12 protein-coding genes are annotated in these 14,788 nt (G+C 63.2%); 7 read left to right on the forward strand and 5 right to left on the reverse strand.

Annotated features, from left to right (window positions below):
- Positions 1-16 precede the first annotated feature (16 nt).
- Positions 17-649 carry a TetR/AcrR family transcriptional regulator gene (locus tag P3T23_RS28130; RefSeq protein WP_133660358.1) on the forward strand — a complete coding sequence of 211 codons (633 nt, stop codon included), beginning with the start codon at positions 17-19 and terminating at the stop codon, positions 647-649.
- A 164-nt stretch (positions 650-813) separates the two neighbouring features.
- On the opposite strand, the gene P3T23_RS28135 is transcribed toward P3T23_RS28130, so the two are convergent.
- Positions 814-2,097 (reverse strand): polyhydroxyalkanoate depolymerase, encoded by a 1,284-nt coding sequence (locus P3T23_RS28135; protein ID WP_429319370.1) that lies wholly within the window; start codon positions 2,095-2,097, stop codon positions 814-816.
- Between the two features lie 215 nt (positions 2,098-2,312).
- Positions 2,313-4,199 (reverse strand): glycoside hydrolase family 15 protein, encoded by a 1,887-nt coding sequence (locus tag P3T23_RS28140; protein WP_429319371.1) that lies wholly within the window; start codon positions 4,197-4,199, stop codon positions 2,313-2,315.
- Between the two features lie 244 nt (positions 4,200-4,443).
- Between P3T23_RS28140 and P3T23_RS28145 the strand changes: the two genes are divergently transcribed.
- Entirely contained in the window at positions 4,444-4,689 is a 246-nt protein-coding gene (locus P3T23_RS28145) for a hypothetical protein (RefSeq protein ID WP_133663976.1), read from the forward strand.
- Between the two features lie 252 nt (positions 4,690-4,941).
- On the opposite strand, the gene P3T23_RS28150 is transcribed toward P3T23_RS28145, so the two are convergent.
- Positions 4,942-5,094, reverse strand: coding sequence for a DUF3096 domain-containing protein (locus tag P3T23_RS28150; RefSeq protein ID WP_429319372.1), 153 nt, complete (start codon positions 5,092-5,094; stop codon positions 4,942-4,944).
- 243 nt (positions 5,095-5,337) lie between these two features.
- On the opposite strand from P3T23_RS28150, the gene P3T23_RS28155 reads away from it, so the two are divergent.
- On the forward strand, positions 5,338-6,597 hold the full coding sequence (locus P3T23_RS28155) for a lactonase family protein (RefSeq protein ID WP_429319373.1): 1,260 nt from the start codon (positions 5,338-5,340) through the stop codon (positions 6,595-6,597).
- Between the two features lie 67 nt (positions 6,598-6,664).
- Here P3T23_RS28155 and P3T23_RS28160 read toward each other — a convergent pair whose 3' ends face one another.
- Both P3T23_RS28160 and P3T23_RS28165 read right to left on the reverse strand, forming a co-directional pair.
- Positions 6,665-10,204: a DNA translocase FtsK gene (locus P3T23_RS28160; RefSeq protein WP_429319374.1), complete on the reverse strand. Its 3,540-nt coding sequence runs from the start codon at positions 10,202-10,204 to the stop codon at positions 6,665-6,667.
- 192 nt (positions 10,205-10,396) lie between these two features.
- Complete coding sequence (locus P3T23_RS28165; protein ID WP_429319375.1) at positions 10,397-11,008, reverse strand: META domain-containing protein; 612 nt, start codon at positions 11,006-11,008, stop codon at positions 10,397-10,399.
- Between the two features lie 119 nt (positions 11,009-11,127).
- On the opposite strand from P3T23_RS28165, the gene purT reads away from it, so the two are divergent.
- The 4 genes from purT to P3T23_RS28185 all read left to right on the forward strand — a co-directional run bounded on the left by purT (position 11,128) and on the right by P3T23_RS28185 (position 14,750).
- Positions 11,128-12,342, forward strand: coding sequence for a formate-dependent phosphoribosylglycinamide formyltransferase (gene purT, locus P3T23_RS28170; RefSeq protein ID WP_429319376.1), 1,215 nt, complete (start codon positions 11,128-11,130; stop codon positions 12,340-12,342).
- 131 nt (positions 12,343-12,473) lie between these two features.
- Positions 12,474-12,659 (forward strand): DUF6726 family protein, encoded by a 186-nt coding sequence (locus P3T23_RS28175; protein WP_429319468.1) that lies wholly within the window; start codon positions 12,474-12,476, stop codon positions 12,657-12,659.
- Positions 12,660-12,718: 59 nt separating this feature from the next.
- Positions 12,719-13,087 (forward strand): MliC family protein, encoded by a 369-nt coding sequence (locus tag P3T23_RS28180; RefSeq protein ID WP_429319377.1) that lies wholly within the window; start codon positions 12,719-12,721, stop codon positions 13,085-13,087.
- 658 nt (positions 13,088-13,745) lie between these two features.
- Complete coding sequence (locus P3T23_RS28185; RefSeq protein WP_429319378.1) at positions 13,746-14,750, forward strand: hypothetical protein; 1,005 nt, start codon at positions 13,746-13,748, stop codon at positions 14,748-14,750.
- Positions 14,751-14,788: the final 38 nt, after the last annotated feature.

The raw sequence follows: 14,788 nt of genomic DNA on the forward strand, positions 1-14,788 counted from the left end.
GAAGCATGATGCCACCATGAATCAGCCGAAAATCAAAAGAGATCCTGAAGGCACCCGTCGCCGCATCCTGCTCGCGGCGGCCGAGGAGTTTGCAAATGGTGGGTTGTTCGGCGCTCGCGTCGACCAGATCGCCCGCCGCGCGGAAACCAATGAGCGCATGCTCTATTACTACTTCGGTAGCAAGGAGCAGCTATTCACCGCCGTCCTGGAGCACGCGTTCAGCGCGCTCAACGAAGCTGAGCGCCTGCTTGATCTGAACGGCGTTGCGCCCGTTGAGGCGATCACGCGTCTTGCGCATTTCGTCTGGGACTACTACCGCGATCATCCCGAACTGCTCCGGCTCGTGAACAACGAGAACCTGCATGAGGCACGCTACATGCAGAAATCGACGCGCATTCGCGAAATGATCTCGCCCATCGTTGCAACGCTTGGAAGTATTCTCGAACGCGGCCAGCGCGCAGGACTGTTTCGCACGAACGTCGATCCGCTGCGCTTCTATGTGACGTTGTCGGGGATGGGCTACTACATTGTGTCGAACCGCTTCACGCTCGAAGCGACGCTCGGCCGCGATTTCAGCTCGGCGAGCGAGCGCAGCGAGATCGTCCAGATGAACACGGAACTGCTGCTGGCCTATCTGATGCGGCGCTAGGATCGCGGGGGAAGCGGCACCCGGACAACTGGGTGCGCGTTCTTGCCTTCAATCGATGCACGCACAACCATTGCACCTGACTGAACTGCATGACGCGCCGGCTACGCGGCGCGTCATGCGCGGGCGCATCCCATCTGGGTGACGGGCGCCCTGTGTGCTTCTCTTCACGCCTGCGCGGCGACCTTTTCCTTTACGGCTTTGGGCGCCTTGTTGTACTCGAGGATGAAGTCGCGCAGTTGCGGGTAAATGATGGTGCGCCAGCGGCGGCCCGAGAAAATACCGTAGTGGCCGCACTTCTCGGCAGTGAAATGCCGCTTGTTCTGCTCGGCGATACCGCTGCATAGCTCGTGCGCAGCGCGCGTCTGGCCGCTGCCGGAGATATCGTCGAGCTCACCTTCGATCGTGAACAGCGCCGTTCGGGTGATGTCCTGCGGGCGTACACGTTCGCCGGCGACATCCCATGTGCCTTCGGCGAGCCGGAACTCCTGGAATACGACGCGGATCGTTTCGAGGTAGTACTCAGCCGCCATGTCGAGCACGGCGTTGTATTCGTCGTAGAAGCGCCGATGCTGCTCGGCATCTTCTTCGTCGCCGCGCAGCAGGCTCTGGTAGTAATCCCAGTGCGATGCCGCGTGCCGTTCCGGATTCATCGCGACAAAGCCGGTGTGCTGCATGAAGCCCGGATACACCTTGCGTCCGATGCCCGGATAATTCGGCGGCACCGTAAAGATCACGTTGTTGTCGAACCACTCGTACGAGTGCTGCGTGGCGAGCGAATTGACGGACGTCGGGCTCTTGCGGGCGTCGATCGGGCCACCCATCATCGTCATCGTGAGCGGGGTGTCCTCGCCGCGGCTCGCCATCAGCGAAATGGCCGCGAGCACCGGCACCGTCGGCTGGCACACCGAGATCACGTGCAGATTCTTCGCGCCGATATGCCGGATGAATTCCTGGATGTACGCGACGTAGTCGTCGAGATGGAACGGACCGTCTTCGAGCGGCACCATGCGCGCGTCGATCCAGTCGGTGATGTAGACCTTGTGGTCCTGCAGCAGCGTGCGAACCGTGTCGCGCAACAGCGTCGAGTGGTGGCCCGACAGCGGCGCGCACACCAGCACCACAGGTTCGTCTTTCAGCTGCGAGACCGCGCTGCTGTCATCGGCGTAGCGCTTGAAACGCAGCAGGCGGCAGAACGGCTTCTCGATGATGGTCTGCTCGACGATCGGGATGTTGTGGCCGTCCTTGACGATCTGATGCAGGTTGAATTCGGGTTTTTCGTAATCCTTGCCGAGCCGGTAGAGCAGTTCGTAGCCCGCCGATAGCCGGGTTGCGCCCGGTACGTACGCAAACGGGCTGGCCGGATTCGCGAAGGATTTCGACGCGGCCTGGGCCCAGGCGGTAAGCGGGCTCAGAAGCGCCCGCTGGAATTCGTGCAGTTGATAGAGCATGGGTGCTCCAGCGTTAATGTTGTTCGCGTGGGGCGGCGCAAAAACGCGTAAGGCGTTGCGGCGGGCCGTTATTGGGTGCAGACCTTTGGTTATCGGCCGACATTCGCATTGGATGATATCGGACAAACCCCGATTGTGCAATGCAACAACCGTGGCACAGCGCACGTAAGTATTGTCAACGAATCAAAGGCTTGGCCAGGCTGACAGGGTCTTCCCTATGATCCGGCCGAGGCTTTGCTTTGGCCACTGCCGTTACCGTGAGCCGCGTCACTGGCAGGGACGCCATTGTGGGCGGGCTGGCCAGTCGCTTTCGCCATTTCCTGCTCGTGTTTCATCAGGTTCAGGCCGGTATGCACCAGCGCGACGTGCGAGAAGCCTTGCGGGAAATTACCGACGAGCCGTTTCGCTGCCGGATCGTATTCCTCAGACAACAACCCGACGTCGTTTCCGAGCGACACCAGGCGCTCATACATGGTGATCGCTTCCTGTATGCGGCCCTGCAACGCGAGGTTGTCGACCATCCAGAAACTGCAGGCGAGGAAAGTGCCCTCGCCGGGCGGCAGGCCGTCGTCGAATTCGGTGGTGCGATAGCGCATCACGAAACCGTCACGCAGCAGGTATTTTTCGACAGCTACGACGGTGCCTGCGATGCGCGGATCGGCCGGTGGCAAAAATCCTAGCAGCGGCAGCAGCAGGACGCTCGCGTCGAGTTCATCGCCGCCGTAGACCTGCGTGAACGCGCTAAGTCCGGCGTTCCAGCCTTTGGCGCAGACGTCGGCGTGAATCTGTGCGCGAACCTGGTGCCAGTGATCGAGCGGCGCCGGCAGGTTAAACGATTCGGCCGACTTGATCGCGCGGTCGAACGCCACCCACGCCATGACTTTTGAAAAAGTGAAATGCTGGCGGCCGCCGCGCGTTTCCCAGATGCCTTCGTCGGGTTCACTCCAGATTTTCTCGAGGTGTTCGAGCATCGCGCACTGGATATTCCACGCCGTTTCATCCGCTTGCAGGCCGCCGACGCGCGCCAGATGCAGCGCGTTCATTACTTCGCCATAGACGTCGAGTTGCAACTGGTTGACGGCATTGTTGCCGACGCGCACGGGGCGGGCGCCCTGATAGCCGGGGAGCCAGTCGATCTCGAACTCAGGCAGACGCCGTTCGCCGGCGATGCCGTACATGATCTGCAACTGCTGCGGCGAGCCGGCCATCACGCGGCCCAGCCACTGGCGCCACTTGCGCGCTTCGTCGAAATAGCCGCCGCGCATCATCGCGAGCAGCGTGATCGTGGCGTCGCGCAGCCAGCAATAGCGGTAGTCCCAGTTGCGTGTCCCGCCCAGCTGTTCGGGCAGCGATGTTGTCGGTGCCGCGACGATGCCGCCCGTCGGCTCATAGGCGAGCGCCTTCAGCGTGATCAGCGAGCGGCGGATGGGTTCGGCCCAGCGTCCCTCGACGGTGCCGCGCGCCGACCATTCGAGCCAGTAGTTTTCAGTGCGGGCGAGCGCGGTGTGCGGATCGCGGGCGGGCGGCGCGTGCAGGTGCGACGGCGTATAGGCCAGCGAGAACGGCACGCGCTCGCCTGCCGTGACCGTGAATTCGGCGACGGTGCGCATGTTCTCGCCGTGCAGTTTGACAGGTGTGCGCAGTACCGTGGTGTCGGGGCCGACCACCGCCTTGACGCCGCTGTCGTTTGCGAGCCGGCTTACCCACGGCACGGAGAAGCCGTAGTCGAAACGCAGCACGAGTTCCATCTGCATGCGCACCGTGCCGCGTTTGCCGACGACGATGCGTATCAGTTCCGACGACCCATTCCCCGGCGGCATGAAATCGATGACGGTGACGGCGCCCTCGGGCGTTTCGAAATCGGTCTCTAGAATCAGCGTTTCGCCACGATAGCGGCGTGTGGCGACGGGTTCGGGTGAACCTTCGTCGACCAAGGGCGCGATCAGCCAGCGGCCGTTGTCCTCGGTGCCGAGCAGCGCAGCGAAGCAGGCGCCGGAGTCGAAGCGTGGCCAGCAGAGCCAGTCGACGGAGCCTGAGCGGGAGATCAGCGCGGCAGTGTGACCGTCGCCGACGAGTGCGTAGTCTTCGATGAGAGAGGGCATAGGAGGCGGGAAATAGATGCGTCCGGTGCGTGATCTGTCGCGGAGTTCAGGGGTAGTACAGAGATCGTTCAGAGGCGTTGTCGTTGGGGACCTGCAAGGGTATCCGGTTCATTACGCTGCACTGCAACGACGACTGGCGTTCTCAATATTGCCTGCCTACAATCAGGTTTTTCGGGCCGTGGCCCGAACCACTTTCCAGCGCTTTCCATTGTTTCCACGCAACGCTTTTTCGGGGATTGAAGCCATGCTGAACCCGTCGAAATCCGATTGCATTACGATCCTCTCCGCCGCCAGCGAACTCACCGACGACGCGATGCTGTCACTCGACGCCAGCCAGCTCGGTTTGACGCGCAACGGAATGGAAACGGCCGCGGCGTTTCTCGTCGAGCGTGCATGCTTCAAGTGTTATCAGGAAAGTGACGGTCATTATGCCGTCGGCGGGCTGTCGTTGCAGGGAAGGTTGCGCCTCGAGCAGCTTTCGAACGGCTAAGGGCTGTCATCGGCAGGCGGCCGGATGCGCCGTCCATTCATGCGGTCCACATGATCTCTATCAGCGGCATGCGCCTTGCATCGCGTGCCGCTGTTGCATGGCGCGTCGTTCAGGCGGCTGTTCGGCTGCCAGATGGTGGTTTGCGGCCGGGTGTTCTCGTGGCCAGGTGTCCACCACTCGGGCGTCCGCGACCTGGCGTGCCCCAGCCAGGCCTCCCCAGCCCCAGCCAGGCGCCCCAGCCGGGCGCCCCCATCAAAAATGCTTCGAGCCCACGTCGAAAATACCGATGATGCCGATGATGATCAGATACAGCGCCACGATGTAGTTGAGCAGGCGCGGCATGACGAGGATAAGAATGCCGGCGATCAAGGCAACGAGCGGACCGAGGCTAAGGGTGACGTTCATGAAGACTCCGTTGTTTGAGACTGCTTTTTAGAAGTACGACCATGCCGAATGGCAGGCGCGCCGGGCGTTGCCCGACCGCGCGCAACGCCCGCAACCATGCACGAAACCTGCCTGTCCGCCTTACGGGCTGTGCGATCCGCCGCAACGCCCCTATACTTGCCCGACAAGAAAACGAATCCGCAGCGCACGCGTGGCAGACCAGCGACACCATAACCGAACCAGCACGATGTCGAAGGAGGTTTCATGCATCGCACTGGCTGCCGGGCAGCATTCGCCGTGCCAGCGTTCGTTCCGCGAGCGGGACCATTCCGTACCGCCCGCTCGATAATAAGGGGTTTCGCACTCATGGTCTCTATCGTTGCTACGCATGCCATTGCTGAGGGAAGTGCCGCTCTTCCCGCCGATGGCGTCTATGACCTGATCGTCGGCACCTACACCGGAGGCAAGAGCGAGGGCATCTACGTCTATCGTTTCGACACGAAGACCGGTGAAGCCACCCGCGTGTCCACGACGAAGACGGTGAACCCGTCATATCTCGTCGTCACGCCCGATCGTCGCCACGTGTATGCGGTGAACGAGTTGCCTGGCGACAACGGCCCGGCCAGCCAGCGCGGTGGTATCAGCGCATTCAGCTTCGATGCGAAAAGCGGGCAGTTGACCTTCCTCAACAAGGTTTCTTCCGAAGGCAACGATCCATGCTATCTGAGCCTGTCACCCGATGGCAGATATCTGACGGCGGCCAATTACTCGGTCGCCCCCGATCCCGGCGGCAGCTTTGCGATCTTTCCGCTCGAGGCCGACGGCCAGGTCGGTGCAGCCGCTCTCACGGTTCATCACCAAGGCAGCGGGCCGGTGAGAGGACGGCAAGACAGCGCCCACGTGCATTCGACGGTCTTTTCGCCGGATGGCCGTTATCTGTTCGCGCAGGATCTCGGCGCCGACAGGCTGTACGCGTACCGCTACACCCCTGACGGGAGCCGCGGCCTGCTCGGACCGACCGACACGCGCTACGCGGAGATGAAGGCCGGCTCGGGCCCGCGCCATCTGGTGTTCGGCTCCGACGGCAAGTATGCATATCTGACGAGCGAACTGACGGCGACGGTCAGCACCTTCCGCTACGACGACGGCAAGCTCACGCTGCTCCAGTCGCTGCCGCTCACCCAGCCGGGGTTCAAGGGCAAGGTCGGTGCGGCGGCGGTCCATCTGTCGCCGGACGGCCGTTTCCTCTACGCTACCAACCGCGGCGACGCGAACGAGATCGTGATCTTTTCGGTCGACCCGGCGAACGGTCATCTGAAGCTGGTGGGTCATCAGTCGAGCCTCGGTGAGGCGCCGCGCGAGTTCGCGATCGATCCGACCGGACAGTGGCTGATCGTGGGCAACCAGAACAGCGATACAGCGTACGTGTTCCGGCGCGATCAGCAAAGCGGTCTGCTGGAGCCGAACCCGAAACGTATCGATATCGGTTCGCCTGTCGACTTCAAGCTGGTGTCGCCGTCCTGACGGCGGGGCGGGGGGCATGACCCGGAGGCACCGCCTCCGGGTTCGGCTGGTGTGAAAGGCGCAGCGTTTATTCCGCCGACCCGGGTGCGAGCACTTCGCGACTGCCGTTGATGCCCATCGGCGAGACGAGGCCTGCGGTCTCCATCTGTTCGACGAGTCGCGCCGCGCGGTTGTAGCCGATGCGCAACTGCCGCTGCACCGAAGAGATCGACGCGCGTCGCGTACGCACCACGAACGCGACGGCTTCGTCGTAGAGCGGATCGGCCTCGGCATCCGGCGCGTCGCCGAAGAGATCCGGCGCCGCGCCTTCGGTCGTCGGGCCGTCGAGAATACCTTCTTCGTACTGCGGCTCGCCGAACTGCTTCAGATATTCGACGATGCGGTGCACTTCCTCGTCTTCGACAAATGCGCCGTGCACGCGCTGCGGATAGCCGGTGCCGGGCGGCAGGAACAGCATGTCACCCTGGCCGAGCAGCGATTCCGCGCCCATCTGGTCGAGAATCGTGCGCGAGTCGATCTTCGACGACACCTGGAAGGCGACGCGTGTGGGAATGTTCGCCTTGATGAGGCCGGTGATCACGTCCACCGACGGCCGCTGCGTCGCGAGAATAAGATGGATGCCGGCCGCACGCGCCTTCTGCGCGAGGCGCGCGATCAGCTCTTCGATCTTCTTGCCGGCCACCATCATCAGGTCGGCAAGCTCGTCGATCACGACGACGATGAGCGGTAGCGGGGCAAGCGGCTCGGGCGCTTCAGGGGTCAGCGAGAAGGGGTTGCCGAGCTTCTTGCCGGCGGCTTCGGCATCGCGGATCTTCTGGTTGAAGCCCGCGAGGTTGCGCACGCCAACGGCCGACATCAGCCGGTAGCGCTTTTCCATTTCGCCGACACACCAGTTGAGCGCGTTCGCGGCGAGCTTCATGTCGGTGACGACCGGCGCGAGCAGATGCGGGATGCCTTCGTAGACTGACAGCTCGAGCATCTTCGGGTCGATCATGATGAGGCGCACCTCTTCGGGCGTTGCCTTGTAGAGCAGCGACACGATCATCGCGTTGATCGCCACCGATTTGCCCGAACCGGTCGTGCCCGCGACCAGCATGTGCGGCGCCTTCGCGAGGTCCGCGACGACCGGATGACCCGTGATGTCCTTGCCCATCGCGAGCGTCAGATTCGACCGCGAGTTCTGGTAGACGTCTGCTTCGAGAATCTCGGACAGACGGATCATCTGGCGTTTGGCATTCGGCAGTTCGAGACCCATGCAGGTCTTGCCGGGAATCGTCTCGACGACGCGAATCGACGTGAGGCCGAGGCCGCGCGACAGATCTTTCATCAGGCCGACGATCTGGCTGCCACGCACGCCGAGCGCCGGCTCGACTTCGAAGCGCGTGATGACCGGGCCCGCCGACGCGCCGACGACGGTGACGGGCACCTTGAACTCCTGGAGGCGCTGCTCGATCAGCTGGCCGGTTTCGGCGAGCCGCTCTTCGGGGATCGGCTCCGCGTCCGACGACGCGCGCTCGAGCAGAGCGAGCGACGGCAGTTCGACCATCGACGCGGCCGGCGCGTGGAATTCGAAGCCGGTTGGCGCATGGCCGCGAGGCGGCGGCGGCGTGATGACGGGCGCGGCAGCGGACGTATCGTGCGCGTCGTACGGTACGTCGTCCTGCAATTCCGGTTCCTGTGCCCGCGCGGGTTCGATCAGGGTTGCAACGGTTGCCAGCGGCGCGCCCGGGAAGCGGACAATGTTCGACAGGGCAGGCGTGTCGTCGGCTTCTGATCCGGTTTCGGCTTGGGCTTTTGGCGGCTGGGCTGGCGCGTCGGTTTCTGCAGGTGCGGTGACAACATGGAGCGTCGGTGCGGCAACTCGAGCAGGCGGTTCCGTGGCATGCGTCGGCGGTTGGGCGTGATGATGCGACGTCATCGATGAGCCCGTGCGCAATTCGGCTACGTCAGCGTCTGCCATTTCCCATGGCGCGACCGGCGTATCCAGCGGCACGGCGGCCGAGGGCGCGTGTATGGGCGTCACGTCGGCGAGGTGAGTCACGATCGGTTGCATTGCCGCGACGGTCGCAGCGGATGCTGCCGGTTTTTCTGCTTCGAGAGCTGGCGAAGGGGCGTCCGACGACACGTGTGCGGCCGAAGACGCGCCGGGCGTTGCCGGTTCGCGGGTGGCTTCGTTGGAGGCCTGGGGGGTGTCGGTTTGCTGCGGCAAGGTATCCGCTTGCGCCTCCGCGTCGGCGGTCGCAGGCACCGGTGCAACGACGCCAGCGTTTCCGACAGGCGCATTCGCCCGGGGAAGTTCCGCCGGAACATCAACCGATTCCTTACGCGTGCTGTCCATTGCTTCCGTCCCGCTGATGCGGGCGAGGCCGGCGCCGGCGAGCGTTGTCCAGCGCGCAGCGTTTTCCTCGATGCTGCGCAGCGTTTCCTGCACGCTTGCGGTCGGGGGGACGCGTGGCGTGCCGACCGCTGGCCGCGAATAGGCCGGTGCGCGCACGCTGCCGGGCGCAGGCGGTCGAACGAACGGTTGCGCGGGCCGGGGAGCCTGGAGCGGTGTCTGGGTCGACGGCTGCGGGGCCGTTGGTGTTGCTGTGCCCGCGCCGCCCGTGCTACGCGAAAACGATTGCGAGGAGCCCATGGAAGCCGCGGAAGCCGAATCCGAGACACCCCGTACGTTGCCAAATGCCTTCGCAGCGTCCATCGCCGGCGGCACGGCGCCGGCTGCACCTGCCGTACCGGAAGCCGATGACGTTGCGCCCAGACCGGCACCCCCCATCGGGCCGGGGCGTGCCGCGCCCATGCGTGGTGCGTCGTTCGCCATTGTTGTATCGCGTGACGGCACGGATGAACGTGTCGTTGCGCCCGGCTCCCGAAGCCATCCGGCCGGCGCCACGGGTTCGGACGGGGTCCACGATGCGCGTTCATCCGGCCGTTGCGGCGGGTTGACCCGTCCGCGCGCAGCCTCGGCAGCCTGCGACGCCTGAACACGTGCGTTGCCGCCCCCGCTCGCGTTGCCTTGCGGCGTGGCGCCGTGTGTATCGGCCGTTGCCGCTATGCCACCGACAGCGCCCGTCGCCGCCCCCCGCCCAACCGGGGGCGGACGCCATACGGTAGGCCGCGCATAGCGACTGTTCGACTTCGGCGCCATCGTATTGGTGGAGGTGGACGTGGCGGCGTGCGACGGCAGTCCGTTGTCGGCGGCACGGCGCGGGCGAGCGTCTTCGTCGCGCTTCGAGAACGTGCGCGGGAGTCCGAGGCCGAACGCGCCGTCAGCCCACGACGCCACTTGCGACCAGCGAAAGCCGACGAGCCACGGCAGGCTCACAAGCAGCAGCGCGGCCATCACGAGCGGTGTGGCGATTGGCCCGAGCAGATGACCGAAGCCCGTCGCGAGCGCATGTCCCAGGCCGTCGACGCCAGCGATATGAACCAGTGACGCCTCCAGCGTGCAACTCGCGACCATTGCGCAGACGAAGCCAAGCCACAGCCGGATCGTGCCCGGACCGCGCAGGCCGGCGCCGCCCGGCAGGACGGATTTCGCGAGGCGCCACAAAAGAGGAAGAAGCCAGACGGCCGAGGCGCCGAACCAGCTGAAAACTACCGTGTGCATGCTAGACATCAACGAATGACGGAAGCTCAGAAACGCAATCCGTCGAGTTTAACCGGTGAAGCGGTACGCTTCTAAGACAGGCGGGCGAATGCCGGGGCCAATAGCGGTGGCCCGGGGTGCGGAATCCGCAGCAGTCAGTGGCTGCCGCGCAGGCTATCCCGACAGCCGGCGCAGCTATCGAGGCCCGTTCGATCATTGGCCGCGGCGAGTGAAAACGAGCGTATCGCCGTTCTCGAGGATCAGCTGCAGCTGTTGCGGTGCACGCATCTGGACGCCGGTACGGTCGATATGGCCGAGCGCGTCGAGAAAGGCGCCTTCGATCTTGCCGCCCGGCGTCATGCACGCCATGCGCGTGCCCGCCAGCGGTCCGAACGACAGCTTGCCGTCTTTCAGCATATAGGCGCCCATAAACCGGTTGCAGCCCGAGAAGCCGCTCGCGCGGCGCTGGCCGCTTGCTGTCGACAGATCGAGCGTCACCGGCTCGCCGGTGTCGCCGTGCGGGACGTCGCGCATCGTGCCGTCCGCCTGTTTCCAGCTGGTCAGTTCCCACTTCGTGTCGTCGAGCAGCTGTGTCGCGGCCGGGTTGAACGGATCGGGTGCTTCGGCGGAGGCGTCGGTATGGACGGGCATCGCGCAGGCGGTGAGCAGCGAAGCGAAGGTCAGGGCGGCAAGCGGTGTGCGCCACCGGGCGGAAAATGGGCTGATAGAGCCGCTGCGAACGCGGCTATCAAAGCGGCTATGAAAGCGGTCGTGGAACGGAGCAATGCAACGCGCAATACGTCGCGCGAAAAACTGAAGGGCCATGGCGTCGTTCCTCTTCAAACTGGCGAAGGCGTAAGGGTAACGCACTCCACAGTCAGCACGCGAGCGCATGTTAACATCGGCTGTTCCCTTTTCTTATCTCGATATTTTCTGGAGACCTCATGCAGATCGGTCAACGGATCGGCACCCCGCTGTCGACATCCGCAACGCGCGTCATGCTGCTCGGCGCTGGCGAACTGGGCAAGGAAGTCATCATCGCGCTGCAGCGGCTCGGCGTCGAAGTGATTGCGGTCGACCGCTACGCCGATGCGCCTGGCCATCAGGTTGCGCACCGTGCGCATGTGATCGACATGACCGATGGCGCCGCGTTGCGCGCGCTAGTCGTTGCCGAGAAGCCGCATCTGATCGTGCCGGAAATCGAGGCCATCGCGACCGACGCGCTCGCCGCCATCGAAGCCGACGGGCTCGCCGAAGTGATCCCGACCGCGCGCGCCACGCAGCTGACGATGAACCGCGAAGGCATCCGCCGCCTCGCGGCCGAAGAACTCGGACTTGCGACTTCGCCGTACGCATTCGCCGATTCGCTCGACGAGCTGAAAGCCGGCATCGCGAAAGTGGGCTATCCGTGCGTGGTGAAACCGGTGATGTCGTCGTCCGGCAAGGGCCAGTCGGTGCTGAAAGGCGATGCCGACATTGAACCTGCCTGGCAATATGCGATGGCGGGCGGCCGTGTGAAAGGCGGGCGGGTGATCGTCGAAGGCTTCATCAACTTCGACTACGAAATTACCCAGTTGACCGTGCGGGCCATCGATCCTGCGACCGGCCAGAACAGCACGTATTTCTGCGATCCGATCGGCCACGTGCAGGTCGCGGGCGACTACGTCGAATCGTGGCAGCCGCAGCCGATGAGCCCGGTCGCGCTGCAGCGTTCGCGCGATATCGCAAACAAGGTGACGACGGCGCTCGGCGGGCGCGGCCTCTTCGGCGTGGAACTTTTTGTGCGTGGCGACGACGTGTGGTTTTCCGAAGTCAGCCCGCGTCCGCACGATACGGGACTCGTGACGCTGTGTTCGCAGCGCTTTTCCGAATTCGAACTGCATGCGCGTGCGATTCTCCGTTTGCCGGTGGATACGTCGCTGCGGGAGCCAGGCGCATCGGCGGTGATTTATGGCGGCCTCGAAGAAGCGGGTATCGCGTTCGAGGGCGTCGCGCAGGCGCTGGCCGTGCCGAATGCCGATCTGCGCCTGTTCGGCAAGCCTGAGAGCTTCACGAAGCGCCGCATGGGCGTGGCGCTCGCCACCGGCGCGACCACCGACGAGGCGCGCGCGCGGGCGAAACAGGCGGCAGCGGCGGTGCGGCCGGTGTCGGCAAAGTAGGTGGTTGATGGCGCAGTCGCCCGTGGCGGGCGTTTGCGGTGTCAGGAGAAGCAGGAGATATGAGCATGGACACCGCCGTGAAGTCAGGCGAAAGCACGCAACCGGGTACGCAAAAGGGCACGCCACATCGTGTGCCTCACCGACGCAGCCGCATTGCCCGCGGGAGCGTGCTCGTCGCGCTGTGTGCGGGCCTTGCCGGCTGCGGCCTCGCGGCCGCGCCATGCCGGATTGCTTCGGCTGGCCTGAAGATCGTGCCGGTGGTCGGTCATGTCGCGGCCGCCCCGACCGATGCATGCGCGGAAGTGATCGATCCATAGCAAAGCGTCGCACCATCGTGTTTCGCCGTGGATATCCATCGTCGGGAGTGAGCAGTTCGATGAAAATCGGGCTCATTGTCCTATCGGGTGTACTGGGCGTTTCCCTGTTGTGCAACGCGGCTTTAGCCGCGCCGCTGCGTCTGACTGAAATCCAGACGAAAACCCGTCAGACGAGCAAATACACCTGTGCAACCGGCAAGATCCTGCAGGTGACCTACTGGAACACCGCCAACGGGCAAAGTTTCGCGCTCGTGCCGGTCAAGGGGCAGCAACTGCTGTTCGTCAACACGATCGCGGCGTCGGGCGTGAGGTATGAGGCGGGCAGCTATATCTGGTGGACCAAGGGTCCGCGCGCCGATCTTTACGACGCCACCGCGGGCGAGAACGCGCCGCCGGTCCTGGCCGATTGCGTCACCATCGTTCGGTAGTCAGGTGGTTCGCTGGTCCGCCGCCATGCGGTGGCGTGCCGGCTCCTGTCGTCGTCCTCTCCTTCATTGTCTGCTCACGCCGCAGGACATCTCAACCTCATTCAGCAAAGTTGACATCGTCGGATCGAGATATAGCATTCATTGGAAACGATAGACGATCGACAGGGCTTCACGCTCCGGAAAAGAAGGCGCTTTTGGGGGATCAAGCCGCGTTTGCTCCGCTAGTTTCAAAGCAGAAACCAAGCCTACCGGACGGCAACTCGCGTTGGTTTCGGCACGATGGTTTGCTCACACGGCGGCGCATCGTTGCTCGCGAACGAGTGTCCGTCGGCCACGCATCCGAGGCGAGCATCAAAGCCGAATGACGGTCCGACACCGCTGGCGTTTTCGTTGTTGCTATTCCGTGGAGTATCAAGATGAAAAAGATTGACGAGATTGGTCAGGAACCGGCAGACGCGCTTTTGAGGGCAAGGACTCGAAGGTAATCGACCAGTTGTTGAGTCCCGCACCCCATTTCGCCGACTACGTGAGGATGGGCCACTATCTCTCCTGCGGCGCGCAGTCAACGATCACTGGTGTGCCGTCCATTCAGAACGCATTGATCACGGCACTTTCTGGTTGAATTGCCAACGTGATGCAACTCAAGCAAGGAGCACTCATGTCCGACTTCCTGGATAACTACGAACCTGAGCGTAACGATGTGGTCTACGGCCTCGCGTTGCCGCGTGACCAATACCTGAACACTTACGTTGAATGGTGGTTGCAACAAAACTGGAGGGATCCGCTTCACGGCGAGGCCGTTTATGCAAGGGATCCGCTCACGAAAGCGAACATTGGCGAACCAAAGTCCACGCACATGAGCAGGAAAACCACGGCATCCGAGCCGGCCGTTGTAAAGACCGAAACGACCAAGATCAACTACTACAACAAGCCCATCTCGGATCTGGTCTTTAGCAAACTGGACGATCCGCAGTTCACTGTCCAACTGAGTCAACTTCCGCGAGGAAGCGAATATCTCGCAAGTCTAGAGAAAACGCGTTCAGCCGTGAGGAAAATCGGGGCCGCATCCTATCGGTCGCTGGCCGGGGGGCGAGCCGGGCTCACCCAGACTCAGTTCGGTGAATTGACCGAGAAGGAACTGGGGGATCTGAGGTTTTTCCTTGCGATCCGCCGGGCGTGCAAATACGGAATCGACTACTTTCTGCTCAAAAGTCCCCGCGACTTCGTGGGCAGCAATAAAGCGAAATTGAACGGTGCCCCGTGTCTGCACTACGTCCTCGACCAGATCACATCCGCAAGTATCGCCCAGTCTGAGGAATTCAGGTTGTCGGCCTTCAATGACGATCGCAAAGGGAAGCCGATCACGACTAGCGAGTTGCGCTACCTGTTTCGTACCTGGCACGTCTACAAGAAGCTTCATGCGACCAGGATCATCTTCTATCGCAACCAGAATATTGTCGGTCCGCTGTGGGAGAGTGAGCCCGCCCCCTGGATCCCTTACGCTCGTAAGCGTCTCGACAAACTACCACAACCGACTCGGCTGACCTATCAAAAGCAAATCGCGGAGTTCGAGAAGTTGGCTGGCTCCACGAATCTGGCGGCGCAGGCTCTGGACGTGTTCTTCACCATCCCCAGTTGCGACCCGATCCTGGAGCAACTCTAGAGTGCAAACTGGGGCGACGCGCAGCAAGAGATCGAAAC

Origin of the sequence: Paraburkholderia sp. GAS448, from assembly GCF_050435685.1 — a bacterium.
GTDB lineage: Bacteria > Pseudomonadota > Gammaproteobacteria > Burkholderiales > Burkholderiaceae > Paraburkholderia.

Bases quoted from the DNA above. Each gene is read 5' to 3' on its own strand.
- P3T23_RS28130 (WP_133660358.1), top strand. From the start codon at position 17: ATGAATCAGCCGAAAATCAAAAGAGATCCTGAAGGCACCCGTCGCCGC.
- P3T23_RS28150 (WP_429319372.1), bottom strand. From the start codon at position 5,094: ATGAACGTCACCCTTAGCCTCGGTCCGCTCGTTGCCTTGATCGCCGGC.
- P3T23_RS28180 (WP_429319377.1), top strand. From the start codon at position 12,719: ATGAAAATCGGGCTCATTGTCCTATCGGGTGTACTGGGCGTTTCCCTG.
- P3T23_RS28185 (WP_429319378.1), top strand. From the start codon at position 13,746: ATGTCCGACTTCCTGGATAACTACGAACCTGAGCGTAACGATGTGGTC.
- P3T23_RS28145 (WP_133663976.1), top strand. From the start codon at position 4,444: ATGCTGAACCCGTCGAAATCCGATTGCATTACGATCCTCTCCGCCGCC.
- P3T23_RS28160 (WP_429319374.1), bottom strand. From the start codon at position 10,204: ATGCACACGGTAGTTTTCAGCTGGTTCGGCGCCTCGGCCGTCTGGCTT.
- P3T23_RS28135 (WP_429319370.1), bottom strand. From the start codon at position 2,097: ATGCTCTATCAACTGCACGAATTCCAGCGGGCGCTTCTGAGCCCGCTT.
- P3T23_RS28155 (WP_429319373.1), top strand. From the start codon at position 5,338: ATGCATCGCACTGGCTGCCGGGCAGCATTCGCCGTGCCAGCGTTCGTT.
- purT (WP_429319376.1), top strand. From the start codon at position 11,128: ATGCAGATCGGTCAACGGATCGGCACCCCGCTGTCGACATCCGCAACG.
- P3T23_RS28165 (WP_429319375.1), bottom strand. From the start codon at position 11,008: ATGGCCCTTCAGTTTTTCGCGCGACGTATTGCGCGTTGCATTGCTCCG.
- P3T23_RS28140 (WP_429319371.1), bottom strand. From the start codon at position 4,199: ATGCCCTCTCTCATCGAAGACTACGCACTCGTCGGCGACGGTCACACT.